We start from the raw sequence: 22,887 nt of genomic DNA, 5'->3' as shown, positions 1-22,887 counted from the left end.
CTGTGGGAGCGGGCAAGCCCGCGAAGAAGCCCCACTGGCCCCTCAGCCATGCACCCAACGCCGATGCAGCCCACGCGCCAGGGCATCCAGCACAAACCCCAGCACCCCGATCAGCAGCACCATCGCCATCAGCTCGGAATACGCCAGCCGGTCACGGGTATCGAGAATGAAGTACCCCAGCCCCGCACTCACCCCAAGCATTTCGCACGGCACCAGAACGATCCACAGGATGCCGATGGCCAGTCGCACGCCGGTCAGCACATGGCCGATCACCCCGGGCACGATCACCTTGCACAAGGTCTCCCGGCGCGTGGCACTCAAACTGCGGCTCAACTGCAACCAGCGTGGGTCCAGCTGCCTTACCCCGGCCGCCGTGTTCAGCAAGATCGGCCACAACGCGGCAAACGCCAGCAGGAAGTAGATAGGCTGGTCCCCCACGCCCATCAGCATCACCACCACCGGCATCCACGACAGCGGCGAGATCATGCGCAGGAACTGGAACGCCGGTGTGGTCGCAGCCTCCAGGTGCCGGTAGCTGCCCACCAGCAAGCCCAGCGGCACGCCGATCAGCAACGCCAGCAGCAGCCCGACCAGGATACGTTTGAGGCTGACCCAGATATGCCCGTACACCTCGCCCTGCCCCAGCAACTCGATCAGGCTGGCCAGGGTCGCTGCCGGCGAAAAGCGCGCCGACAGGCCATCGGCCTGGCCGAACAGCGCGACACCGGCCCACCACAACAGCAACAATCCCAGCAACCCGGCCAGCCCCAGGCCGGCATGAACGACATGCGTGCGCATCAGACCGCGAACTCCTCGCTACGCTCGAAGTTATCGGCAATGCCGAACACCGACGGCCCGCCAACGCTGGCGATGGCGTTGCGCACGAAGCGGTCGTCGACCAGGTCGCGGGCGGTCTGTGCCGGGTCCAGGCCGGCCAGGAACGCGCTGTCGCCCTCGATCAGGGTGGTTTTCAGGCGCTTGACCAGCTCTTCGGTGTAGCTGGGGAACGGGTAAGGCTGGAAATCGATGCGCTTTTCGTCCCACTGCTGGTGGCGAATGGCGCCACTGGCAATGTAACCGGCACGGTCCTCGGCGGCCGGGGCCAGCACTTTGCCGAGCACCGCTGGTTCATGCGGGGTGTACCTGTTGGGGCCGGCCTTGGACAACAATGCGGCGGCCTCGGCGCGGTGGTCACGGGTCCAGTGCTGGGCCTTGACGATGGCGTTGACCACCTTCTGCGACCACTCCGGGCGGTTGTTCAGGTCGTGCTCGTGCATGAACACCACGCAGCAGGCGTGATTGCGCCACACATCGCCGGTAAAGCGCTGCACGCGGCCAACCTTGAGGTTCTCGGCCAGGGCGTTGAATGGCTCGGCGACGATATAGCCAGCGATGCGTTTGCTGGCCAGCGCCGGCGGCATGTCGGACGGCGGCAATACCAGCAGGTTGACTTCGTTGCCGGCCAGTGGCGCATTGGCCGGCTTCGACACCGGGGTCAGGCCGTTGTCGTTGAGCATCTGTTGCAGCACCACGTTGTGGATCGAGTACCAGAACGGGATGGCCACGGTCTTGCCGCCCAGCTGTTTCATGTCGCTGATGTCCGGGGCCACGGTCAGGCCTGAACCGCCCACGTGGTTCCAGGCCACCACCTTGGCCGGCACCTTGCTGCCGTAGCGGGCCCATACGGTCATCGGCGACAGCAGGTGGATGACGTTGACCTGGCCGGAGATGAACGCCTCGATCACCTGCGCCCAGCTGCGCAGCAGTACCGGGCGCTCGGCCTTGATGCCTTCGGCCTCGAACAGGCCGTTGTTGTGCGCCACCAGCAGCGGCGTGGCGTCAGTGATCGGCAGGTAGCCGATACGCACTGGCGCGTCCGGCTCGGCGGCGGCACGGGCCTGCAGGCTCGACAGCAACGGCAGTGCTCCGGCGGCCGTGAGCATGGCGCCGAGCTTGAGGAAATCGCGACGCGAAGAAGAGGAACAGCAGTCATCCATGCACATGGACAGCCTCCGAGGGCAACGGGGTTGGGGTAGGTTCGACTGTGCGGCTTGCCCGCCGAAGGGTTTTGAGAATTTCGATGCGCAAGGCGCCCAGTTCCTCGACCCGCTGCGTCCGTGGTTGCGGCAGGTCGATGCGCCACTGGCCGAGGGTATGCGCTGGGTGGTTGCCCAGTAGCAGGACCCGGTCGGACAGCAGCAGGGCTTCGTCGATATCGTGGGTGATCAGCACCGCCGCCGTGTTGTGGGTCGCGATCAGTTGCAGCAGCAGTTGCTGCATGTCGGCCCGGGTCACTTCATCCAACGCGCCGAACGGCTCGTCGAGCAACAGCACTTCGGGCTGGCGAGCCAGGCAGCGGGCCAGCGCGGTGCGCTGGGCCATGCCGCCGGACAACTGCGCCGGGTACTGGCCGCGAGCATGGGCCAGGCCCACCGCGGCAATCGCATGGTCGATGCGTGCGCGGCGTTCGGCGGCGGCAAGTTTTGGCTGGCGGGCGAAGTCCAGGCCGAAGGCAACGTTCTTCTCCAGGCTCAACCAGGGCAACAGGCTCGGGTCCTGGAAGGCCACCGCCAGGCGTGGGTGCGGGCCCTGCAGCGGCTGGCCGTGCAGGGTCACGCTGCCACCGCGGGGCTGCTGCAGGCCGGCCAGTACCCGCAGCAGGCTGGACTTGCCGACCCCGCTGGGGCCGAGGATGGTCACCACTTCGCCAGGGGCCAGCTGCAGGTCGAACTGCGCCAGCACCGCCTGCCAGCCACCCTCGCGCGGGTAGCCCAGGCTGATGTCGCGGGCTTCGAGCAACACTTGGCTCATGCCGCGCCCGCCTGGCGTTGCAGTTCGGCGCGCAGTTGCACCAGGCTGGGCGTGACGATCGGCACGAAGGCCGACTCGCGCCAGCGGCGGGCAAAGCCTTCGCCATACTCGCTGAGGTAGGCCTTGCCACCACTGGCCTGCAACTCCAGTTGCACGGCGTCGGCAGCGCTTTCGGCCAGGGTGATGCGCAGCTTGAACAAGGCTGCCGGCTGCTGCTGGAAGCGCCCATCGAGCAGGCCCTGCTTGAGCTCGCTCACGGTGTTTTCCAGGCGCTCGCCGAGCACCTGGCGTGCTTCGTCGAGGAACGAGGCACGGCCATGCAGGTGTGCCTGCACTTCCGCCAGCGCCCGCCGCGCCAGGCCAATGGCCATGCCGCACTGCAGCGCCAGGAACGCCGGGCGTACCCGGGGCAGGAACTCACGGGCATTTTCGTGCAGCAACCAGCCACGCTGCAATTGCACCTGGTGGAAGGCCAGTGCCGCGGTGTTGCTCGACTGCAGGCCCATCAGTTGCAGGTCGTCGGAGCGCTCCAGGCCCTGCGCGTCGGACGGAATGGCCAGCACGAACGGTGCGCCACCGGCTTCGTCTTCGATAGCCGCAGCCACCACGAAGCCGCTTTTGCGCAGGTTGGTCACCCAGTGCAGGCGACCTTCCAGCTGCCAGCCATCGGCTTGCGGGCACCCGCGCACCTGCAGCGCTTCGATGCCGGACAGGAACTTCATGGCATTGGACAGCCCGGTGGCACCGGCCAGTTCGCCAGTCAGCAGGCGCGGCAACAGGTGCTCGCGCAGGGGCTGGTTGGGGCTGTGCAACAGGTATTCGATGAAGGCGCGCTGGCCCCAGCAGACGAACGCCGCTGCCAGCGAGCGGCTGGCGATCGCGGCGATGGCCTCGACCGCGTCGGTCACCTGCCCGCCCGTGCCGCCCAGGGCCGGGTCGACACCGACCCGCAGCAGCTGCGATTCGGCGATTTGCGCCAGCACCAGCTGCGGCTCGCACTGGCCCCGGTCAATGGCCTCGGCATTGGCATCCAGCCAGTGTCGAAATGCACAATCTTGCATGGTCTTGCTCCTTTGAAAACGCCGGGGCCGCTTGGCGGCCCATTCGCGGCACAAGGCCGCTCCTACAACGATCGCGGTACGACCGGTGTCACGCGCGGATCATGCAGAAGGCTGCCAGCGGTACTTGCCGAGCTCGTCATTGAGCGGCGTCTGGGCGAACACATTAGCAAAGTTGCACAGGGTTGCGAGGCTCACGCCCAGAATCACCTCCAGGGCGTTGCCTTCGCTGAAACCGGCTGCGCGGAAGGCCTGGTAAGTGGCCTCGCTGACATTGCCACGGGTGGCGATGACTTCGCGGGCGAACGCGGCCAGGGTTTCATACCGGGCATCGGGCAGCTCGCCACGGGCACGCAGGGCATCGACCACCTCCTGCGGCAGCTTGGCCTTGTTCAGGGCCACGGCCGTGTGGCCGGCCACGCAGAAGTCACAGCCATGCTGGGTGGCGGCAATCAGCTGCACCACTTCACGCTCGGCCAGGCTCAGTTCGGCTTTGCCGTTGAGTGCCGAAACGGTCACGTAGGTTTCCAGCGCCGCCGGGGCATTGGCCAGCACGCCCAGCAGGTTGGGGATGAAGCCGGAATTCTTCTGGGCGTTCTCGAGGAACGGACGGGCCGCTTCCGGGGCACTCTGCAGCGTGTGTAAAGTAATGCGCGAGGACATGGAGTGGTCTCCTTTGATGGGTGTCACTACAGTCTGTTGGTTATAAGAACTACCCTCCATATTCATCAGTCGCCTTTCCTTGCTCTTGAGTCTTTGCATTAGATGATTTCGTCCAGCCACCTTGTCGATTGGTTATTAGAAGGCCTGGAGCTCGATGCCAGCCTGTTCCATGTGGGCCGCTACTGCGGCGGCTGGCACGCCAGCACCCAAGGCATGGGCCGGGCCAGCTTCCACCTGGTGGTGCAAGGGCATTGCTGGCTGCACATCGACGGCCAGCCCGAGGCACTGCGCCTGGAGGCTGGCGATGCGGTGTTCCTGCTACGCGACCTCGGCTATCGCCTGGCCAGCGACCAGGACCCGGCCAGTGCCTGCGCCCAGCCACGCCAACACATGCAGCCCATGGACGCCGATGCGGTCGATGGCGTGGGGCTGGTATGTGGTTTCTTCCACTTCAAGCCGGGCTTGTCGGCGCTGATCGTCGACGGCCTGGCCGACTGGATATTGCTGCGCGCCGATGAACCGGCCGGGCATGCGGCGCGGGCGTTGTTCGAGCTGATCCTGGAGGAATGCCGGCGCGCCGCCGGGCCGTCACAGGCGTTGCTGGAGCGGCTGACGCACTTGTTGTTCCTGTATGTGCTGCGCCAGCAGGTGCATGCCGGGCAATCGCTGGGCGGGCTGGTCGCCCTCGCCCGGCAACCGGCGTTTGCCGGGTTGCTGGAGCAGCTGATCGAGCAACCGGGGCAAGCGTGGACGCTGGAAAGCATGGCCGCCTGCACCGGGTTGTCGCGGTCGGCGTTTTTCAAGCGTTTCAATGAACTGGCGGGACAGTCGCCGGGGCAAGTACTGCTGGCGTTGCGCATGCGCCATGCCAGCCAGTTGCTGCGGGCAGGGCATACCGTGGAGCAGGTAGGGGCACAGGTGGGATATCAGTCGGTGGCGGCGTTTACCCGGGCGTTTGCCAAGGCGGTGGGGGTGCAGCCGGGGGCGTATCGGCGGCAGCATGAGGGGCGCTGAGCGGGTTATTTCTGTGCCGGCCTCTTCGCGGGCTCGCCCGCTCCCACAGGTACCCCACAGATTTCAGCAATTGTGCGATTCCTGTGGGAGCGGGCAAGCCCGCGAAGAGTGCAGGCAGCAGATTCAGACCTGACTGACCGGAATATCCCCTGCCCCTTTGCCCTCCCGCCGCTCACCCATCCAGGTATTGACCTTCTGCCCGAACTCGGCCGGCGCCTTGCGCCCGAACCGCCGCGCCAGATCTAGGATGGTCTGCTGCGCCAGGGCCTCTTCCATGCGCTTCTGCGCACCCAGCATCACCGCATGGATCGCGCAGGTGCCCTCGGTCGCCCAACCCGGCGGCGAACCCTCGAACAGGCTGCAACGCTCGCGAACTTCGCGGCAGTCGAAGATCTTCTTTGGCCCGTCGATGGCATTGACGATATCCAGCACGGTGATTTCATCCGACGGCCGCGCCAGCCGGAAGCCGCCACGCACGCCCTCGGTGGCGGCCACCAGACCGGCACGGGCCAGCTTGGTAAAGACCTTGGCCAGGTACTCCTGGGGTACACCCTGCAACTCCGCCAGGTCGCGCACGCTGGACTCGCGCGAGTCGCCCCGCTCGTCCACCAGGAACAGCAGGCAATGGATACCGTATTCGACGCCAGCACTGTAGAGCGACATATCTATCTCCGACCAATCTTGTCGCAAATAATACGCCGATAGCATCCGCACCGCAAAGCGCAAAGCTGCCGTCTGTCGGCCTTGTTTTCCCCTTAAGCCCAGTAAATACAGCTATTCGAGCCACGAAATGGTGCTGCAGGGTGTCGGCCTGCTGGAAAAAAGACTTGCGCCCACAAACTACGATCAATACAGTCGTAGTTATTCGAGAGGCACACAACCCGCCCTCGAAGCCCCTTTCGAACCTTGCGGAGCACCTTCATGAAATCGAACATCCTCATCATCGGTGCCGGCTTTGCCGGAGTATGGAGCGCCCTGAGCGCTGCGCGCCTGCTCGATCAGGCCCAGCGTGCCGACATCAACATCAGCGTCCTCGCTCCGCAGCCTGAACTGCGCATCCGCCCGCGCTTCTACGAGGCCGACGTGCACGGCATGAAGGCCCCGCTGGGCGAGCTGTTCGAAGCCGTGGGCATTCACTTCATTCCGGGCAACGCCGACAGCATCGATACCGAAGGGCGCAGCGTCAGCTACACCGACGCCCAGGGGCACCGGCAACAGATCGCCTACGACCGCCTGATCCTCGCCGCCGGCAGCCAGGTCGCACGCCCGGCAGTGCCTGGCCTGGCCGAACATGCATTCGATGTCGACCAGATGGAGTCGGCCATGCGCCTGGAGCAGCACCTGGTCGGCCTGGCCGCCCTGCCCGCTTCGCCTGCACGCAACACCGTGGTGGTCTGCGGTGGTGGCTTCACAGGTATTGAAACCGCCACGGAAATGCCTGCCCGCCTGCGTGCCATCCTCGGCGCCAGTGCAGCGGTGCGGGTGGTGGTGGTCGACCGCGGTGCGCAAGTTGGTGCGGCGCTGGGCGCCGGTATCACGCCGTCGATCATCGCCGCCTGCGAACAGGCCGGGGTCGAGTGGAAGGCCGGGGCTTCGGTGGTGGCTGTCGATGCCGGTGGCGTTACCCTGGACAATGGCGAGCATATCGCCAGCAACACCGTGATCTGGACCGTTGGCGTGAAGGCCAGCCCGTTGACCGCACAGGTTGCCGGCGAGCGCGACAACTTCGGCCGGCTGAAAGTGGACGGCCACCTGAAGGTGCTGGGCCAGGACCATGTGTACGCCACGGGCGACACCGCTTGGGCCGCTGTGGACGAGCTGGGCAACCACGCCCTGATGACCTGCCAGCACGCCATCCCCATGGGCCGCCACTCCGGCAACAACGCCGCGGCCGACCTGCTCGGCCTGCAGCCGGTGGTGTACCGCCAGCCCAAGTACGTCACCTGCCTGGACCTGGGCGAATGGGGCGCGACGTTCAGCGAGGGTTGGGAGCGCGAACTGAAGCTGCACGGCCAGGAAGGCAAAGACCTCAAGCGCCAGATCAACTCGGTGTGGATCTACCCGCCAGCGGCTGATCGCGCCCTGGCGCTGGCCGCTGCCGACCCGCTGATCGCGATCGTCTGACCGCAGCAATCCGACAAAACCGCCGCCTGCTGGCGGTTTTGTCATTTGATGTCATGACATGAAATGACTGTTCGAAAATGATGGCCATATGGCATCATTCAAATCAAAAAGAATTCAAGAGGGTGAGGCACACAACTGAATCCGCAGCGCTTCCAGAGCCTGGCGCCACACCCGGTGACCCGGCCATCCGCCCAAGCTCCTGAGGGCCTGCACGCCACCGTCAAGGAGCATGTCATGCAATTAAGGAATTTGAAGATCGGCATTCGCGCTGCCTGCGTGTTCGCCCTGTTGGGTATCCTGGTCCTGTTCATGGGCCTTACCGCACTTTATGAAACCCGGCAGATGGACAAGGCCACGGACGAAATCCGGGTCAACTGGATGCCCGCCGTGGTGGCCCTGAGCGAAATCAGCAGCAACCTTGGCCGCGCCCGCGCCCTCACCCTGCGTACCGCACTGGACGACAACCCCAGCGAACGCAGCCGCAACCTGCAGTTGCTCGACGACACCAATGCCAAGATGAAGGATGGCCTGAAGGCATACGAAGGTACCATCACCGCCGCCGATGACCGCGCCCTGTTCGACTCCTTCAATAGCGCGCACCAGCAATATCTCGAGCTGCAAGCACGCGTACTGCAGGACATAGTTGCTGGCCGCATGGAAGACGCCAGGCAGCAGATCAACGGTCCCCTGACCCAGCGCGCCGACAGCATGATGCAGGCCATGGCGGCGCTGATTGCCTACAACGGCAAAGGTGCCGAACAGGCCTCGCAGCGCAGCAGCGACGTGGCTGACGAAGCGTTCACCGCGATCATTGTCTCGCTGCTGGTGATCATGCTGGCCCTGGTCGCCATTGCCACCGTGCTCACTCGCAGTATCGTCGTGCCGCTGGCCGATGCGGTGAGCGTGGCCGAGCGCGTGGCGACCGGCGACCTGACCCAGGACATCCGTGTAATCGGCCGCGACGAGCCAGCCTTGCTGCTGCGCGCCCTGGGCCGCATGCAGGGCAGCCTGCGCGACACCATCCGCAAGATCGCCGCCTCGTCCGACCAGTTGGCCTCGGCTTCGGAAGAACTGCACACCGTCACCGAAGACACCAGCCGCGGCCTGCACCAGCAAAGCGCGGAGATCGACCAGGCGGCCACCGCCGTCAACCAGATGACTGCGGCGGTCGAGGAAGTGGCGAACAATGCCGTCAGCACCGCCGACGCCTCGAAGGGCGCCGACCAGACCACCCGGGATGGCCGCGACCGGGTCAACCAGGCGCTGGCTTCCATCCAGCATCTGGTGGCTGATGTGACCGGCACCTCGACCGAGATCGAACAGCTGGCCAACAATGCCAACGAGATCAGCCGCGTGTTGGACGTGATTGGCGCGATTGCCGGGCAGACCAACCTGCTGGCGCTGAATGCCGCCATCGAAGCGGCCCGCGCCGGCGAGGCGGGCCGTGGCTTTGCCGTGGTGGCCGATGAGGTGCGCGCCCTCGCCCACCGTACCCAGCAGTCGACCGCCGAGATCGAGCAGATGATTGCCGGGATCCAGAATGGTACCGAGCGGGCGGTGACGGCGATGCACAGCAGCCAGGGCCGCGCCAGCGGCACGCTGGAGGTGGCGCAAGGCGCCGGTCAGGCGCTGGAGGTGATTGCCGAGGCGATTGCCTCGATCAACCAGCGCAACTTGGTCATTGCCAGCGCCTCGGAGGAACAGGCGCAGGTGGCGCGGGAGGTGGACCGCAACCTGGTGAACATTCGCGACCTGGCGATGCAGACATCGGCGGGGGCCAACCAGACCAGTGCGGCGGCGCAGGATCTGTCGCGGTTGGCGGTGGACCTGAATGGCCTGGTGGCGCAGTTCAAGGTTTGAGCCGAAATAGCCGGGGCCGCGTTGCGGCCCATTCGCAGCACAAGGCTGCTCCTACATGCAACGCGATTCCTTTGTAGGAGCAGCCTTGCGCTGCGAATGGGCTGCAAAGCAGCCCCTGTTACAGCAACAACGCTCTATCAGTCATTGACACTCACAACACGCCCCGCCTTCTCGGCAGCCTTGCCCCGGGTCGCCAGGCAGTAATACAGCGGCACCGTCACCAGCAGGCCAAACAGCCACGACAGGTCAGCCCCTTCGACGATATTGGAATACGGCCCCACATACAGCGACGTATTGGCAAACGGCAGCTGCACCAGGATGCCGCAGGCATAGGCAATGATCGCGTGGTGGTTGAAGCGGCCATAGATGCCGCCGTCGGCACTGAAGATCGAGGCGATGTCGTACTGGCCCTTCTTGATCAGGTAGAAGTCGATCAGGTTGATCGACGCCCACGGCACCAGTACCAGCAGCAGTGCCAGGATCAGGCCGATGAACTGGCCGATGAAGTCCGCCGAGGCATTCAGCGCGACCATGCCGCAGCCCACCAGAATCACCGCAGCCAGCACCACCCGCACCTTGATGCTCGGCGTCCACTCGGCGATGAAGGTCTGGATCGCGGTCACGATCGACAGCACCGCGCCATACAGGTTGAGGGCGTTGTGGCTGATGATGTTGAGCAGGAACAGCACCATCAGGATCGGGCCCAGCCAGCCGGTGGCCTGCTTGACCGCGTCCATCGCATCGGTACCTTCCGGCACGCACAGCACCGCCACCGCACCAAAGCTGAAGCACAGGATGGTGCCCAGGGTAGCGCCGAAGTAGGTGGCCCAGAACGGCTTGGCAATGCCCACTTCACGCGGCAGGTAGCGCGAGTAGTCGGAGGTATACGGCGAGAAGCTGATCTGCCAGATGGTGCCCAGCGACACGGTGGCGATGAAGCCCGACAGGTTGAAAGCGCCACGGCTGAAGAAGTCGGCCGGCAGTTCCTGGGCGAACATCATGATGAAACCGGCCAGCAACGCCGAACCCATCACCCAGGTACCGATGCGGTTGAGGATGTGGATGAAGCGGTAACCAATCACGCCAATGGCGGTGGCACTCAGCGCCCCGATCACGATCGCGCCCGGCATCGGCACGCTCGGGGTGATGCCGTGGATGGTCTTGCCCGCCAGGACGATGTTGGAAATGAAGAAACCGACATAGATCAGCGCGGTGAAGAACACGATCAGCAAGGCGCCGTAGCGGCCGAACTGGCCACGGCTCTGCACCATTTGCGGAATGCCCAGCTGCGGTCCCTGCGCAGAAGCAAGGGCAATGACCACGCCCCCGACCAGATGGCCCAGCACGATGGCGACCAGGCCCCACAACAGGTTCAGGTGGAACACCTGGACCACCATGGCGCCGGTGACGATGGGCAGTGGCGCGATGTTGGTACTGAACCAGAGGGTGAACAGGTCGCGCGCCTTCCCGTGGCGCTCGGCAGGTGGAACGTAATCGACCGTGTGATTCTCGACAAACTGGTGTTGCGACGACGGTTGGGACATAGGATTCAGCTCGAAAGGTCGTTTTTATCTTTGTAAGGAAACCGCATCTAGGCGGCCTCTCAGCTGCGGACCATATTATGGTATTCCAAACTTTTGACAACACTGATCCGTAGGAAAAAACGCCCACTGATCCGCTCGCGCAACCCCTGCGGCAAACCGCCTCACCGCTCAAAGCCACGGTATACGCGGGCTTGAGCCGTTCATCGCGCAATATCCTCGCTTGAAAATTCCGCTTGCAAAATAGGTATTACGGTATACCATCAGACACATCAACGATAAAAACCGCGGACCACCGCAGCCCTATAGAGGTACACCAGATGATCGACGCAACCGTCTACAAGCATGTCCTGGGCTCCTTCCCGTCCGGCGTTACCGTCATCACCACCCTGGACGACGATGGCTCGGTCGTCGGCCTGACCGCCAGCGCCTTCTCCTCCCTGTCGATGGACCCGCCGCTGGTGCTGTTCTGCCCCAACTACACCTCCGACTCCTACCCCGTGCTGATCCGGCAGAAGCGCTTCGCCATTCATCTGTTGTCCGGTGAACAGCAGGCCGAAGCCTATGCGTTCGCCAAGAAGGGCAAGGACAAGGCCAGTGGCATCGAGTGGTCCCTGAGCGAACTGGGCAACCCGATCCTGGCCGGTGCCACCGCGGTCATCGAATGCGAACTGTGGCGCGAATACGAAGGTGGCGACCACGCCATCATGGTCGGCAAGGTGCACAACCTGATCGTCCCTGAAGAGGCGCCACGGCCGATGGTGTACTGCCGCGGCAAAATGGCCAGCCTGCCGGCCTTTGCCTGAAGCCTATTCTGAATCGAGACCGCTGGTGCCAACCCTGCCTGGCGCCAGCCCCTTTCAAGCGTTGAGGAAAGCCCCATGAAATTTTCGTTGTTCGTGCACATGGAACGTTGGGATGAACAGGTCAGCCACCGCCAGCTGTTCGAAGACCTGACCGAACTGACCCTGATGGCCGAGAACGGCGGTTTCAGCACCGTGTGGATCGGCGAACACCACGCCATGGAATACACCATTTCGCCAAGCCCGATGCCGCTGCTGGCCTACCTGGCTGCGCGCACCGACAAGATCCGCCTGGGCGCCGGCACCATCATCGCGCCGTTCTGGAACCCGATCCGCGTGGCGGGGGAATGCGCCCTGCTCGACGTGATCAGCAATGGCCGCATGGAAGTGGGCCTGGCGCGTGGCGCCTACCAGTTCGAATTCGACCGCATGGCAGGCGGTATGCCGGCCACCGACGGCGGCAAGGCCCTGCGCGAAATGGTGCCGGTGGTGCGCAAGCTGTGGGAAGGCGACTACGCCCATGACGGCGAAGTCTACAAATTCCCCACATCCACCAGCGTGCCGAAGCCGTTCAACGCCACCCCACCGATGTGGATCGCCGCCCGCGACCCGGACTCGCACAACTTCGCCGTGGCCAATGGCTGCAACGTCATGGTCACCCCGCTGATGAAGGGTGACGAGGAAGTGCTGGACCTGAAGAACAAGTTCCAGGCTGCCCTGGACAACAACCCGGGCGTGCCGCGCCCGCAACTGATGGTGCTGCGCCACACCCACGTGCACAGCCCGGCCGAGCCGGAAGGCTGGAAAGTCGGCGCCCAGGCCATCTCGCGCTTCTACCGCACCTTCGATGCCTGGTTCGGCAACAAGACCACCCCGGTCAACGGTTTCCTTGAGCCGAGCCCGGAATCGAAGTTCGCCGAAGTGCCGGCGTTCGAGCTGGAAAACATCCGCAAGAACACCATGATCGGCACGCCGGAAGAGATCATCGCGCGTATCAAGTACTACCAGGAACTCGGCGTCGACGAGTTCAGCTTCTGGTGCGACAACAGCCTGCCCCATGCCGAGAAGAAGAAATCGCTGGAGCTGTTCATCAAGGAAGTGGTGCCGGCGTTCGCCTGATTTCCCATTACCTGAAACATTGCGGGACGCGCCCGCTCCCGTGGGCCCTGTGGCCCGCGTGAGCGGGCTTTTTTTTGAAGCCTGCACCGGCCTTTTCGCGGGCTTGCCCGCTCCCACAGGGACAGCACAGGCCATGAATGCCGTGCGATCCCTGTGGGAGCGGGCGAGCCCGCGAAAAGGCCAGCACAGAAACCACAGGAATCAAGGCATCAGGCCACCTTTCGTCCCCTCGCAAGAGAAATTTCCAGCCACCTCTTGCACAACAAATATTATGGTATACCATCAGACAACAAGAGCTGATAACCCTCACCAGGAGCCACCCATGAGTTTCGAAATCCGCAAGATCGTCACCTACTCCGAAGAGACCCGCATCGAAGGCGGCAAGGCCACCGACAAGCCGGTGACCATGGTCGGCCTGGCCGTCGTGATCAAGAACCCATGGGCCGGTCGCGGTTTCGTTGAAGATCTGAAGCCGGAAATCCGTGCCAACTGCTCGGACCTGGGTGCCCTGATGGTCGAGCGCCTGACTGCAGCCATCGGCGGCGCCGACAAGATCGAAGCCTACGGCAAGGCCGCAGTCGTCGGCGCCGACGGCGAAATCGAACACGCCTCGGCGGTGATCCACACCCTGCGCTTCGGCAACCACTACCGCGAAGCGGTACAGGCCAAGAGCTACCTGAGCTTCACTAACAAGCGCGGCGGCCCGGGCACCTCGATCCAGATCCCGATGATGCAGAAGGACGACGAAGGCCTGCGCTCGCACTACATCACCCTGGAAATGCAGATCGAAGATGCCCCGCGCGCCGATGAAATCGTCGTGGTCCTGGGCGCCTCCGACGGCGGCCGCCTGCACCCGCGCATCGGCAACCGCTACATCGACCTGGAAGAACTGGCTGCCGAAAAAGCCAACGCTCAATAACAACAACCAAGACGGGCCGGGGCGTGGCGTGCTTACCCGCCGCGCCCGACCTTCAAGGAGCGCCCTCCATGATTCAGCCTGTCGCTGAACGCACACCCGCCGGCACCAGCTACCTGTCCGTCGGCCAGGGCCAACCCGTGGTACTGATCCACGGCGTGGGCCTGAACAAGGAAATGTGGGGCGGTCAGTTCGTTGGCCTGGCCAACGACTACCGCGTCATCGCCTACGACATGCTCGGCCACGGCCAGAGCGCACTGCCGGCCGCGGACATCGGCCTGGAAGGCTATGCCGCCCAGCTCGCCGAACTGCTCGACCACCTGCAGATCGCGCAAGCCACCGTGATCGGCTTCTCCATGGGCGGCCTGGTCGCCCGGGCGTTCGCCCTCGGCTACCCGCAGCGCCTGGCCGCACTGGTAGTGCTCAACAGCGTGTTCAACCGCACCCCCGAGCAGAGTGCCGGCGTTATCGCCCGCGCCGCCCAGGCTGCGCAGCTGGGCCCCGACGCCAACGTCGACGCCGCGCTCGACCGCTGGTTCAGCCGTGAATACAAGGCTGCCAACCCGGCGCAGGTCGCCGCCATTCGCCAGGTGCTGGCGAGCAACGACCCGCAGGGCTACCACACCACTTACTCGCTGTTCGCCACCCAGGACATGTACCGCGCCGCCGACCTGGCCAGCATCCAGGTGCCGACGCTGATCGCCACCGGCGAACTCGACTCGGGCTCCACCCCGGCCATGACCCGCCAGCTTGCCGCCAGCATTCCTGGCGCGCACAGCGTGGTCCTCGCCGAGCAACGGCATATGATGCCGGTGGAAGCACCGCGTGAAGTCAACAAGATGCTGCTGGACTTCCTCGCGCAGGCCCGCACCCTCACCGAATCCGCCAAGGGGATTGTTGCATGACCCTCGTTCGTTTCCAGATGTGCATCGACGGCCAATGGCGCGATGCCCAGAGCGGCAAGACCTTCGACAGCCTCAACCCGGCCACCGCCCAGGCCTGGGCGCAACTGCCCGACGCCGACGAGGCCGATGTGGAGCTGGCCGTGCAGGCCGCCCAGCGTGCCTTCGACAGCAAGGAGTGGCGCAGCATCACCGCCACCGCGCGCGGCAAGCTGCTGCGTCGCCTGGGTGACCTGATTGCCGAAAACAAGGAACACCTGGCCCAGCTGGAAAGCCGTGACAACGGCAAGCTGATCCGCGAAACCCGCGGCCAGGTCGGCTACCTGCCAGAGTTCTTCCACTACACCGCAGGCCTTGCCGACAAACTTGAAGGCGGCACCCTGCCGCTGGACAAGCCCGACCTGTTCGCCTACACCGTGCACGAGCCGATCGGCGTGGTGGCCGGGATCATCCCGTGGAACAGCCCGCTGTACCTCACCGCAATCAAGCTGGCCCCGGCCCTGGCCGCCGGCAACACCATCGTGCTCAAGCCGTCCGAGCACGCCTCGGCGACCATCCTCGAGCTGGCCCGCCTGGCCCTCGAGGCCGGCTTCCCGGCCGGTGTGGTCAACGTGGTCACCGGCTACGGCCCCAGCACCGGCGCGGCGCTGACCCGCCACCCGCTGGTGCGCAAGATCGCCTTCACCGGCGGCGCCGCCACCGCCCGCCACGTGGTGCGCAGCAGCGCCGAGAACTTCGCCAAGCTGTCGCTGGAGCTGGGCGGCAAGTCGCCGAACATCATCTTCGCCGACGCCGACCTGGACAGCGCGATCAACGGCGCCGTGGCCGGCATCTATGCCGCCTCCGGGCAAAGCTGCGTGGCCGGCTCACGCCTGCTGGTGCAGGACGAGATCTTCGACGAGTTCGTCGAACGCCTGATCGCTCGCGCCAAGCGCATCCGCATCGGCAACCCGCAGGACGATGCCAGCGAAATGGGCCCCATGGCCACCGCGCAACAGCTGGCCGTGGTCGAAGGCCTGGTGGCCGCTGCCAAGGCCGAAGGCGCCAAGCTGCACATGGGCGGCAAGCGCGCCGAAGTCGAGGGTGACGGCTGGTTCTACGAGCCGACCCTGTTCGAGTGCGACAGCAACTCGATGACCATCATGCAGGAAGAGGTGTTCGGCCCGGTTGCCGCGGTAATCCGCTTCAAGACCGAGGAAGAGGCCCTGGCCATCGCCAACGACTCGCAGTTCGGCCTGGCCGCCGGCATCTGGACCCGCGACCTGGGCCGTGCCCACCGCCTGGCCCGCGACGTGCGTTCGGGGATCATCTGGGTCAACACCTACCGTGCCGTGTCGGCCATGGCGCCGATCGGCGGGTTCAAGAACAGCGGCTACGGCCGTGAGAGCGGCATCGATTCGGTGCTGGCCTATACCGAGCTGAAGACGGTGTGGATCAACCTGTCCACCGCGCCGATGCCCGACCCGTTTGTGATGCGCTAAGAGGTAGCACAAGATGATCGAACCAGGCATCTACAAAGACGTGATGGGCTCCTTCCCGTCCGGCGTCACGGTGGTCACCACCCTCGACGCCGACGGTGGCATCGTCGGCATCACCGCCAGCGCGTTCAGCGCGCTGTCGATCGACCCGGCGCTGGTGCTGTTCTGCCCCAACTACGCCTCCGACACCTACCCCATCCTGCGTGACAGCAAGCAGTTCGCGATTCACATGCTGTCCGCCGACCAGACCGCCGAGGCCTATGCCTTTGCCGGCAAGGGCAAGGACAAGGCCAAAGGCATCGACTGGCACCTGAGCGAGCTGGGCAACCCGCTGCTGGCCAAGGCCACGGCGATCATCGAGTGCGAACTGTGGCGCGAGTACGACGGCGGTGACCACGCGATCATCGTCGGCGCGGTGAAGAACCTGGTGCTGCCGGCCGAGCCGGTGACCCCGATGGTCTACCACAAGGGCAAGCTGGGCGCCCTGCCCCCCTTGGGTTGATAGACCGCGTTGGCTTCTTCGCGGGCTTGCCCGCTCCCACAGGTAGTGCGCAGGTTTCAGCACCTGTGCAATCCCTGTGGGAGCGGGCAAGCCCGCGAAGAAGCCAACACCGATGACCCTGTTTTTAGGGGCCGCGTTATCGTCTCACCCTCGGTTGCGTCCCCTGTTTTATTCCGGAGTACTGCACATGAGCAATGAAAAGTACGAAAAAGGCCTGCAGATCCGCACCCAGGTGCTGGGCGAGGACTACGTCAACCGCTCGATCCAGAACGCCGACGACTTCACCAAGCCGTTGCAGGAGCTGGTCACCGAATACTGCTGGGGCCACGTCTGGGGCCGCGAAGGCTTGTCGCTCAAAGAGCGCAGCATGATAAACTTGGCCATGATTTCCGCGCTCAACCGGCCCCACGAGCTCAAGCTGCACATTCGCGGCGCCTTGCGTAATGGCCTGAGCCGTGAACAGATTCGCGAGATCCTGCTCCAGGTCGGCATTTATTGCGGCGTGCCCGCGGCGGTGGACAGTTTCCGCCTGGCCCGCGAAGCGTTCGCTGAAGCCGATGCGGAGTCAACCCGTTAACACCGGGCTGTTCGAACCCACGCAAGGAGCACCCAAGGTTCGTGGTGCTGTTGCGGTTGCGGCCGGGCAGCCTCTTTAAGAGCGCACTTGATGAAACGCCAGCCACTCGACGACAGCTTCAAGGTCAACCGCAACCCCGTTACCCTGCGCGAAATCGTGCTCGACAAGCTGCGCGCCGCGATCATGAACTTCCACCTGCTGCCAGGCGACCGCCTGGTCGAGCGCGACCTCTGCGACCGCCTCGGCGTCAGCCGCACCTCGGTGCGTGAAGCCCTGCGCCACCTGGAGTCCGAAGGCCTGGTGGAATTCGCCGACGCCAAGGGCCCGCGCGTGGCCATCATCACCCTGGAAGACGCCCGCGACATCTACGAGCTGCGCTGCGTGCTCGAAGGCCTGATCGTGCAGCTGTTCACCCTCAACGCCAAGGCCAAGGACATCCGCGCCCTGGAACGCGCGCTGGAGGTCAACCGCGAAGCCCTCGAGGAAGGCGAACTGCAACAGGTGCTGGATTCGGTACAAGGTTTCTACGATGTGCTGCTGGAAGGCTCCGGCAACCAGGTGGCGGCCCAGCAGCTGCGCCAGTTGCAGGCGCGCATCAGCTACCTGCGCGCCACCTCGGTGTCGCAGGAGAACCGCCGCGGTGCCAGCAACCGCGAAATGGAAAAGATCGTCGAGGCGATCAAGAGCGGCGACCCGCTGGTTGCCCACCAGGCCTCGGTCGACCACGTCCGCGCCGCCGCCAAGGTGGCCCTGGACTACCTGCGCCAGAAGCAGGATGACAACGTCAAGGTGCGCGAGATGGTCGAGCCCCTGGCCTTGAAGGACCCACGCATATAAGCCACCCACAGGCCACCGATCATGCCCAACGCCCCGCGCTACTGCCCGCACTGCACCACGGAACTGGCCCGGGGCGTTCCCACAGGCGACACCCACGAACGCCTGCACTGCACCGGCTGCGGCTACATCCACTACATCAACCCGAAGATCATCGCCGGCTGCATCATCGAGCGTGATGGCAGGTACCTGCTGTGCCAGCGCGCCATCCCGCCGCGCCCCGGCACCTGGACCTTGCCGGCCGGGTTCATGGAGGCCGGCGAAACCACCGAGCAGGCAGCCCTGCGCGAGGTCTGGGAAGAAAGCGGCGTACGCGCCGAAATCGTCTCGCCGTACTCGATCTTCAGCGTCCCGAAGATCAGCGAGGTCTACATCATCTTCCGCGCCATCGCCACCGAGGAAACCGGGCAGTACGGGGCGGAAACGCTGGCGTACAGGTTCTTCGAGCCGGACGAGATCCCGTGGGACGAAATCTACTACCCGGCAATCCGGCAGATTCTCGAGCGCTATATCCTCGAGCGGCAGGCCGGGGTTTATGGCATCTACATGGGCAATGACGACACTGGCAAGGTGCACTTCATTCGCTAGCCTGTACCGGCCTCTTCGCGGGCCTGCCCGCTCCCACCTGTACGGCGCAAAGCTTGAGCAATGTGCTATCCCTGTGGGAGCGGGCAAGCCCGCGAAGAGGCCGGTACACGTAACACAAATCCCTCGCCAAGCGTCTATTCTCGGTGCACCCTAAAGGCCTTACGCAAAAGGACCAGCAGAGCACATGGCAAAATGGCTAGACGGCGGCGGGCTGATGGCCGAGCGCATCCGCAACCACGATTGGGCCGCCACCACACTGGGCCCGCTGCAGCACTGGCCCGACTCGCTGAAAACCAGCCTGGCCCTGTGCCTGGCCTCGCGCTTCCCGCAAGCCGTGCTCTGGGGCCCTGACCTGCTCACCCTGCACAACGACGCTTTCTCGCAGATTCTCGGGCAAAAGCCCTCGGCATTGGGCATCCCCTTCCGCGCCGTGTGGCAGGAAGCCTGGGCCGACATCGGCCACATGGCCAACCGCGCCCTGGCCGGCGAGGCGGTGTACATCGAAGACTTCCCGCTCGTCATCGACCGCAACGGCGGCCCCGAACGGGCCTATTTCACCTTCTGCTACAGCCCCATCCGCGACCACGACGGCAAGGTGCTGGGCATGCTCGATACAGTCACCGAAACCACCGCCAGCGTGCTCGCCAACCAGCGCCTGAAATTCCTCGACGACCTGGGCCGTGCCGTGGCCGACGCCACCGACCCGGACCAGATCCTTGCTACTACCACGCGCATGCTGGTCGAGCACCTGCAACTGTCGAGTTGCGCCTATGCGGTGATGGAGCCCGACGAAGACGGTTTCACCATCTGCGGTGACGCCGTGGCGCCCGGCTCGCCGCATCTCTTGGGCCGCTACCAGTTGCACGATTTCGGCAAGCTGGCGCTCGGCCGCCTGCGCAGTGGCCTGCCGTTGGTCATCCAGGACAACCTGAGCGAGCTGTCCCCGGAGGAAGCTGCCACCTTCCAGGCCATCGGCATTACCGCGACCATTTGCATGCCCCTGATCAAAGGCGGCCGGCTGACCGCGCTGATGGCCATCCACGACAAGGCGCCACGGGAATGGACCCACTATGAACAGGCGCTGATCAGCGAAGTCACCGAGCGCTCCTGGGCGCATGTCCAGCGGGTACAGGCCCACGCCGAAGTACGCGAAGCCATGGCGGCACTGGAGGCTCTGAATGCTACCCTCGAACAGCGCGTCGACGAACGCACCAGCCAGCTGCTGCATACCGAAGCCGTGCTGCGCCAGACCCAGAAGCTCGAAGCCATCGGCCAACTGACCGGCGGCGTGGCCCATGACTTCAACAACCTGCTGACCATCATTCGCACGTCGCTGCATTTTCTGCAGCGCCCCAACCTCGATGCACAGCGCCGCGAGCGCTACCTCAAGACCATGTCCGACACTGTCGACCGCGGTACCAGGCTGACCGGCCAGTTGCTGGCCTTCGCCCGCCGCCAGGCCCTGAGCCCGCAAGTGTTCGAGGCCGGGCCACGGCTGGAAGCCATGGCCGACATGCTCGACACGGCCACCGGTGCGCGGATCCAGGTCGAGCTGCAGTTGCCGCAGGCGCCTTGTCATATCCGCGCCGACCTCAACCAGCTGGAAACCGCGGTAATCAACCTGATGCTCAACGGCCGCGATGCCATGGCCGGCGAAGGCACCTTGCAGCTGCGCCTGCAGGCCGACCAGCGCCTGCCCGCCCTGCGCGGCCAGGCGCCACAACCGGGCCAGTTCGCGGCGATTTCGGTGAGCGACAGCGGTGTCGGCATTGCCGCCGAACTGCTGGAGCGCATCTTCGACCCGTTCTTCACCACCAAGGCACCGGGTGAAGGCACCGGGCTCGGGCTGTCGCAGGTGTTCGGTTTTGCCAAGCAGTCCGGGGGCGATGTGCAGGTGAACAGTGTCCTGGGCCAGGGCACCACCTTTACCTTGTACCTGCCCCAGGAGCCACCGCCTGAGGCCTAGCGGTCAACGCCGCCCTTCGGCCAGCATGCGCACGGCCAGGCCCGCCAGCACCGTACCCATCAGCCAGCGCTGAACCTGCTGCCACAGCGGGCGACCGGCGAGGAATACGGCGATCGACCCGGCCATGATCGCGATCAGTGCATTGACCGAAACGCTGATGGCGATCTGCGTCGACCCCAGCACCAGCGACTGCAGCAGCACGCTGCCATGCCCCGGCTCGATGAACTGCGGCATCAACGACAGGTACATGACGGCGATCTTGGGGTTTAGCAGGCTGGTGGCAAAGCCCATGGTGAACAGCCGCCGCGGGCTGTCGGCAGGCAGGTCACGAACCTGGAACGGCGAACGGCCACCAGGGCGCAGCGCCTGCCAGGCCAGGTACAACAGGTACAGCGCGCCACCGATGCGCAGCGCGTCGTAGGCAAAAGGCACGGCCATCACCAGGGCGGTGATGCCCAGCGCGGCGCAGAACATGTAGATGACGAAGCCCAGGGCCACACCACCCAACGAAATCAGCCCGGCCTTGCGGCCCTGGCAGATCGAGCGGGAGATCAGGTAGATCATGTTCGGCCCTGGGGTCAGGACCATGCCGAGGCAGATCAGGGCGAAGGTGAGCAGTTGCGTGGTTTCGGGCATGGGGCACTTCCTGGTTGTGCGTTGAAGTGCTGCGAGTTTATCCGAGGCCATGCATGTCGTCTTTACCCTTGGCTCTCGCCAGCCAGGTTAACGCGGCAACCTGTAATCGATGGACTCGCCCCCGCCGAGGCATCACAGTGCCACGGTGGCGTTCTAAGAAGCCAACGGCAGCGAGGGCGAGACCATGAAAAAGCATAGTTCCAAGCAAGGTTCCCTGTCTTCCACTGATGTGGAGCTTTGCACAACCATCTGTGTAGACCTGGCCAAGCAGGTCTTTCAGTTAGCAGGCGAGGATGCTACCGGTCGGGTGATCTACGAAGATCGCATCAAATCCCGTCAGGCCTTTCATGATTTCCTGCTCAGGTTGCCAGCGACAGTGACCGTCTTGATGGAGTGCGGTCCAGGGGCACAAGCCTGGGCAAGGCTGCTGCAGGCCAAAGGTAATGCAGTTCGCATCCTGCCTGCGCAACGAGTCGCCGAACACCGCAGCGGCGCGAAGAATGACCGTAACGACACCCATGCCATTTTGCGCGCCGGTCGCGATACCAGTATTGCCTCGATACCGATCAAGAGCACTACAGCACTGGCTATTCAAGCACTGCACCGTATCCGCCGCGGCAACATCAAGCGGCATACCGCGCTGGGTAACCAGATGCGTGGTTTGCTGCTTGAGCATGGCGTATCCATGCCTCAGGGCGACGCTGCGATTAGTAAGCATGTGCCGCGGTCTCTTGAGGATGCCTCTTTACCTTTGCCCGACCTGTTGCGTGAGTTGCTCGATGGGCTGTTGACGGACTGGCTGTCTCTGGGTGAGCGCATTGCGGGGCTCAGTAGACGGCTCGAAGCGACAGCCCGGGAGGATAAAGTCGCACAGCGACTGATCACCATTCGTGGCGTAGGCCCTATCATCGCCACGGCGATCGTGGCGAAACAGACCGAGCCCAGCCGCTTCGCCAGTGGCCGAATGTATTCCGCCTTCTTCGGTATCGTGCCCGATCAGCACAGCAGTGGAAACAAAGTCAGATTGGGCAGGATGAGCAAGCGAGGTGACGGCTACATACGTAGCCTGATGATCCAGGGCGCACATGCTGTCTTGAGTCAGCTAAGGCCTGATTCCGATCAGCCAGACGATCGCCGCCTCTTGCGCTGGCTATCCCGCCTTGGGCGCAAGGAAGCGGCGATCAGACTGGCTAATCGAAATCTGCGCATTATCTGGGCCCTGTTACAGAACGACCAGGTCTATCAACACAAACCGAACAGCAACCCGGAGGCTGCCATGAGCCTCTGACCAACCGAGTAATGCCACCGGGGCGCTAAGCGCTCCAACCCCTGCTAGTGAACATTGACCCCTGGTAAGACCGTCGCAGACTGATGCCTCCGCTCCTACAGGCCCGATGCAGTGGCCTCAATGTAAACGGCACGCTGCGAGCTCACCACGATGTTGGCCAGAAGCAAAAAGCTTCCTCGAACTGGCCTGATACATAGATGCAACCGG

The 22,887-nt window shown here is 64.4% G+C and carries 22 protein-coding genes; 14 read left to right on the top strand and 8 right to left on the bottom strand.

Features of this window, described 5'->3' with window-relative positions:
• Positions 1–42 precede the first annotated feature (42 nt).
• From C163_RS10980 to C163_RS10960, 5 genes are all read right to left on the bottom strand, one after another.
• Positions 43–798, bottom strand: a complete 756-nt coding sequence (locus C163_RS10980) for an ABC transporter permease (RefSeq protein WP_025338800.1) — start codon at positions 796–798, stop codon at positions 43–45.
• Complete coding sequence (locus tag C163_RS10975; protein WP_025338799.1) at positions 798–2,003, bottom strand: ABC transporter substrate-binding protein; 1,206 nt, start codon at positions 2,001–2,003, stop codon at positions 798–800. The genes C163_RS10980 and C163_RS10975 overlap by 1 nt, the downstream gene beginning before the upstream one ends.
• Positions 1,990–2,811, bottom strand: a complete 822-nt coding sequence (locus C163_RS10970; protein ID WP_025338798.1) for an ABC transporter ATP-binding protein — start codon at positions 2,809–2,811, stop codon at positions 1,990–1,992. Before C163_RS10970 ends, C163_RS10975 begins: the two co-directional genes overlap by 14 nt.
• Positions 2,808–3,872, bottom strand: coding sequence for an acyl-CoA dehydrogenase family protein (locus tag C163_RS10965; RefSeq protein ID WP_025338797.1), 1,065 nt, complete (start codon positions 3,870–3,872; stop codon positions 2,808–2,810). Before C163_RS10965 ends, C163_RS10970 begins: the two co-directional genes overlap by 4 nt.
• 99 nt (positions 3,873–3,971) lie before the next feature.
• Positions 3,972–4,532 (bottom strand): carboxymuconolactone decarboxylase family protein, encoded by a 561-nt coding sequence (locus C163_RS10960; RefSeq protein WP_003259243.1) that lies wholly within the window; start codon positions 4,530–4,532, stop codon positions 3,972–3,974.
• Between the two features lie 102 nt (positions 4,533–4,634).
• Between C163_RS10960 and C163_RS10955 the strand changes: the two genes are divergently transcribed.
• Complete coding sequence (locus C163_RS10955; protein WP_025338796.1) at positions 4,635–5,546, top strand: AraC family transcriptional regulator; 912 nt, start codon at positions 4,635–4,637, stop codon at positions 5,544–5,546.
• Between the two features lie 123 nt (positions 5,547–5,669).
• Here the strand turns inward: C163_RS10955 and C163_RS10950 are convergent, their stop codons facing one another.
• Positions 5,670–6,209: an Rrf2 family transcriptional regulator gene (locus tag C163_RS10950; protein WP_025338795.1), complete on the bottom strand. Its 540-nt coding sequence runs from the start codon at positions 6,207–6,209 to the stop codon at positions 5,670–5,672.
• Between the two features lie 258 nt (positions 6,210–6,467).
• Here C163_RS10950 and C163_RS10945 point away from each other — a divergent pair, with 258 nt between their 5' ends.
• Positions 6,468–7,670: an NAD(P)/FAD-dependent oxidoreductase gene (locus C163_RS10945; protein ID WP_025338794.1), complete on the top strand. Its 1,203-nt coding sequence runs from the start codon at positions 6,468–6,470 to the stop codon at positions 7,668–7,670.
• A 234-nt stretch (positions 7,671–7,904) separates the two neighbouring features.
• Positions 7,905–9,530 (top strand): methyl-accepting chemotaxis protein, encoded by a 1,626-nt coding sequence (locus tag C163_RS10940; RefSeq protein ID WP_025338793.1) that lies wholly within the window; start codon positions 7,905–7,907, stop codon positions 9,528–9,530.
• Positions 9,531–9,667: 137 nt separating this feature from the next.
• On the opposite strand, the gene C163_RS10935 is transcribed toward C163_RS10940, so the two are convergent.
• A complete protein-coding gene (locus tag C163_RS10935; protein ID WP_025338792.1) occupies positions 9,668–11,074 on the bottom strand; it encodes a cytosine permease in 1,407 nt (468 codons plus the stop codon).
• 317 nt (positions 11,075–11,391) lie between these two features.
• Here C163_RS10935 and C163_RS10930 point away from each other — a divergent pair, with 317 nt between their 5' ends.
• From C163_RS10930 to C163_RS10885, 10 genes are all read left to right on the top strand, one after another.
• Positions 11,392–11,877: a flavin reductase family protein gene (locus C163_RS10930; RefSeq protein WP_003259250.1), complete on the top strand. Its 486-nt coding sequence runs from the start codon at positions 11,392–11,394 to the stop codon at positions 11,875–11,877.
• A 75-nt stretch (positions 11,878–11,952) separates the two neighbouring features.
• Positions 11,953–12,993 (top strand): LLM class flavin-dependent oxidoreductase, encoded by a 1,041-nt coding sequence (locus tag C163_RS10925; RefSeq protein WP_025338791.1) that lies wholly within the window; start codon positions 11,953–11,955, stop codon positions 12,991–12,993.
• A gap of 322 nt (positions 12,994–13,315) precedes the next feature.
• Positions 13,316–13,912 (top strand): amino acid synthesis family protein, encoded by a 597-nt coding sequence (locus C163_RS10920; RefSeq protein ID WP_003258678.1) that lies wholly within the window; start codon positions 13,316–13,318, stop codon positions 13,910–13,912.
• 68 nt (positions 13,913–13,980) lie between these two features.
• The gene (locus tag C163_RS10915) at positions 13,981–14,814 is read left to right on the top strand and encodes an alpha/beta fold hydrolase (protein WP_025338790.1); all 834 of its coding nucleotides are present in this window, start codon (positions 13,981–13,983) and stop codon (positions 14,812–14,814) included.
• The gene (locus C163_RS10910; protein WP_015270730.1) at positions 14,811–16,292 is read left to right on the top strand and encodes an aldehyde dehydrogenase; all 1,482 of its coding nucleotides are present in this window, start codon (positions 14,811–14,813) and stop codon (positions 16,290–16,292) included. Before C163_RS10915 ends, C163_RS10910 begins: the two co-directional genes overlap by 4 nt.
• Positions 16,293–16,305: 13 nt before the next feature.
• Entirely contained in the window at positions 16,306–16,791 is a 486-nt protein-coding gene (locus C163_RS10905) for a flavin reductase family protein (protein ID WP_025338789.1), read from the top strand.
• Positions 16,792–16,978: 187 nt separating this feature from the next.
• Positions 16,979–17,368 (top strand): carboxymuconolactone decarboxylase family protein, encoded by a 390-nt coding sequence (locus C163_RS10900; protein ID WP_008100863.1) that lies wholly within the window; start codon positions 16,979–16,981, stop codon positions 17,366–17,368.
• 90 nt (positions 17,369–17,458) lie between these two features.
• Positions 17,459–18,205 (top strand): GntR family transcriptional regulator, encoded by a 747-nt coding sequence (locus C163_RS10895; protein WP_013973031.1) that lies wholly within the window; start codon positions 17,459–17,461, stop codon positions 18,203–18,205.
• A gap of 21 nt (positions 18,206–18,226) precedes the next feature.
• On the top strand, positions 18,227–18,790 hold the full coding sequence (locus C163_RS10890) for an NUDIX hydrolase (protein ID WP_025338788.1): 564 nt from the start codon (positions 18,227–18,229) through the stop codon (positions 18,788–18,790).
• A 184-nt stretch (positions 18,791–18,974) separates the two neighbouring features.
• Positions 18,975–20,756: an ATP-binding protein gene (locus C163_RS10885; RefSeq protein WP_025338787.1), complete on the top strand. Its 1,782-nt coding sequence runs from the start codon at positions 18,975–18,977 to the stop codon at positions 20,754–20,756.
• A gap of 3 nt (positions 20,757–20,759) precedes the next feature.
• Here the strand turns inward: C163_RS10885 and C163_RS10880 are convergent, their stop codons facing one another.
• Positions 20,760–21,392, bottom strand: coding sequence for a LysE family translocator (locus C163_RS10880; protein WP_023660833.1), 633 nt, complete (start codon positions 21,390–21,392; stop codon positions 20,760–20,762).
• A 229-nt stretch (positions 21,393–21,621) separates the two neighbouring features.
• Between C163_RS10880 and C163_RS10875 the strand changes: the two genes are divergently transcribed.
• Entirely contained in the window at positions 21,622–22,680 is a 1,059-nt protein-coding gene (locus tag C163_RS10875; RefSeq protein ID WP_081742343.1) for an IS110 family transposase, read from the top strand.
• The last annotated feature ends 207 nt before the right edge of the window (positions 22,681–22,887 follow it).

The organism is Pseudomonas sp. FGI182 (assembly GCF_000511325.1).
Classification (GTDB): Bacteria; Pseudomonadota; Gammaproteobacteria; order Pseudomonadales; family Pseudomonadaceae; genus Aquipseudomonas; species Aquipseudomonas putida_Z.
This window is presented reverse-complemented; position numbering and strand designations above follow the sequence as displayed.

Coding starts and splice junctions, on each gene's coding strand:
- C163_RS10900 (WP_008100863.1), top strand. CDS start 16,979: ATGAGCAATGAAAAGTACGAAAAAGGCCTGCAGATCCGCACCCAGGTG.
- C163_RS10920 (WP_003258678.1), top strand. CDS start 13,316: ATGAGTTTCGAAATCCGCAAGATCGTCACCTACTCCGAAGAGACCCGC.
- C163_RS10880 (WP_023660833.1), bottom strand. CDS start 21,392: ATGCCCGAAACCACGCAACTGCTCACCTTCGCCCTGATCTGCCTCGGC.
- C163_RS10950 (WP_025338795.1), bottom strand. CDS start 6,209: ATGTCGCTCTACAGTGCTGGCGTCGAATACGGTATCCATTGCCTGCTG.
- C163_RS10940 (WP_025338793.1), top strand. CDS start 7,905: ATGCAATTAAGGAATTTGAAGATCGGCATTCGCGCTGCCTGCGTGTTC.
- C163_RS10930 (WP_003259250.1), top strand. CDS start 11,392: ATGATCGACGCAACCGTCTACAAGCATGTCCTGGGCTCCTTCCCGTCC.
- C163_RS10970 (WP_025338798.1), bottom strand. CDS start 2,811: ATGAGCCAAGTGTTGCTCGAAGCCCGCGACATCAGCCTGGGCTACCCG.
- C163_RS10890 (WP_025338788.1), top strand. CDS start 18,227: ATGCCCAACGCCCCGCGCTACTGCCCGCACTGCACCACGGAACTGGCC.
- C163_RS10975 (WP_025338799.1), bottom strand. CDS start 2,003: ATGTGCATGGATGACTGCTGTTCCTCTTCTTCGCGTCGCGATTTCCTC.
- C163_RS10965 (WP_025338797.1), bottom strand. CDS start 3,872: ATGCAAGATTGTGCATTTCGACACTGGCTGGATGCCAATGCCGAGGCC.
- C163_RS10960 (WP_003259243.1), bottom strand. CDS start 4,532: ATGTCCTCGCGCATTACTTTACACACGCTGCAGAGTGCCCCGGAAGCG.
- C163_RS10905 (WP_025338789.1), top strand. CDS start 16,306: ATGATCGAACCAGGCATCTACAAAGACGTGATGGGCTCCTTCCCGTCC.
- C163_RS10980 (WP_025338800.1), bottom strand. CDS start 798: ATGCGCACGCATGTCGTTCATGCCGGCCTGGGGCTGGCCGGGTTGCTG.
- C163_RS10885 (WP_025338787.1), top strand. CDS start 18,975: ATGGCAAAATGGCTAGACGGCGGCGGGCTGATGGCCGAGCGCATCCGC.
- C163_RS10915 (WP_025338790.1), top strand. CDS start 13,981: ATGATTCAGCCTGTCGCTGAACGCACACCCGCCGGCACCAGCTACCTG.
- C163_RS10910 (WP_015270730.1), top strand. CDS start 14,811: ATGACCCTCGTTCGTTTCCAGATGTGCATCGACGGCCAATGGCGCGAT.
- C163_RS10945 (WP_025338794.1), top strand. CDS start 6,468: ATGAAATCGAACATCCTCATCATCGGTGCCGGCTTTGCCGGAGTATGG.
- C163_RS10895 (WP_013973031.1), top strand. CDS start 17,459: ATGAAACGCCAGCCACTCGACGACAGCTTCAAGGTCAACCGCAACCCC.
- C163_RS10935 (WP_025338792.1), bottom strand. CDS start 11,074: ATGTCCCAACCGTCGTCGCAACACCAGTTTGTCGAGAATCACACGGTC.
- C163_RS10925 (WP_025338791.1), top strand. CDS start 11,953: ATGAAATTTTCGTTGTTCGTGCACATGGAACGTTGGGATGAACAGGTC.
- C163_RS10955 (WP_025338796.1), top strand. CDS start 4,635: ATGATTTCGTCCAGCCACCTTGTCGATTGGTTATTAGAAGGCCTGGAG.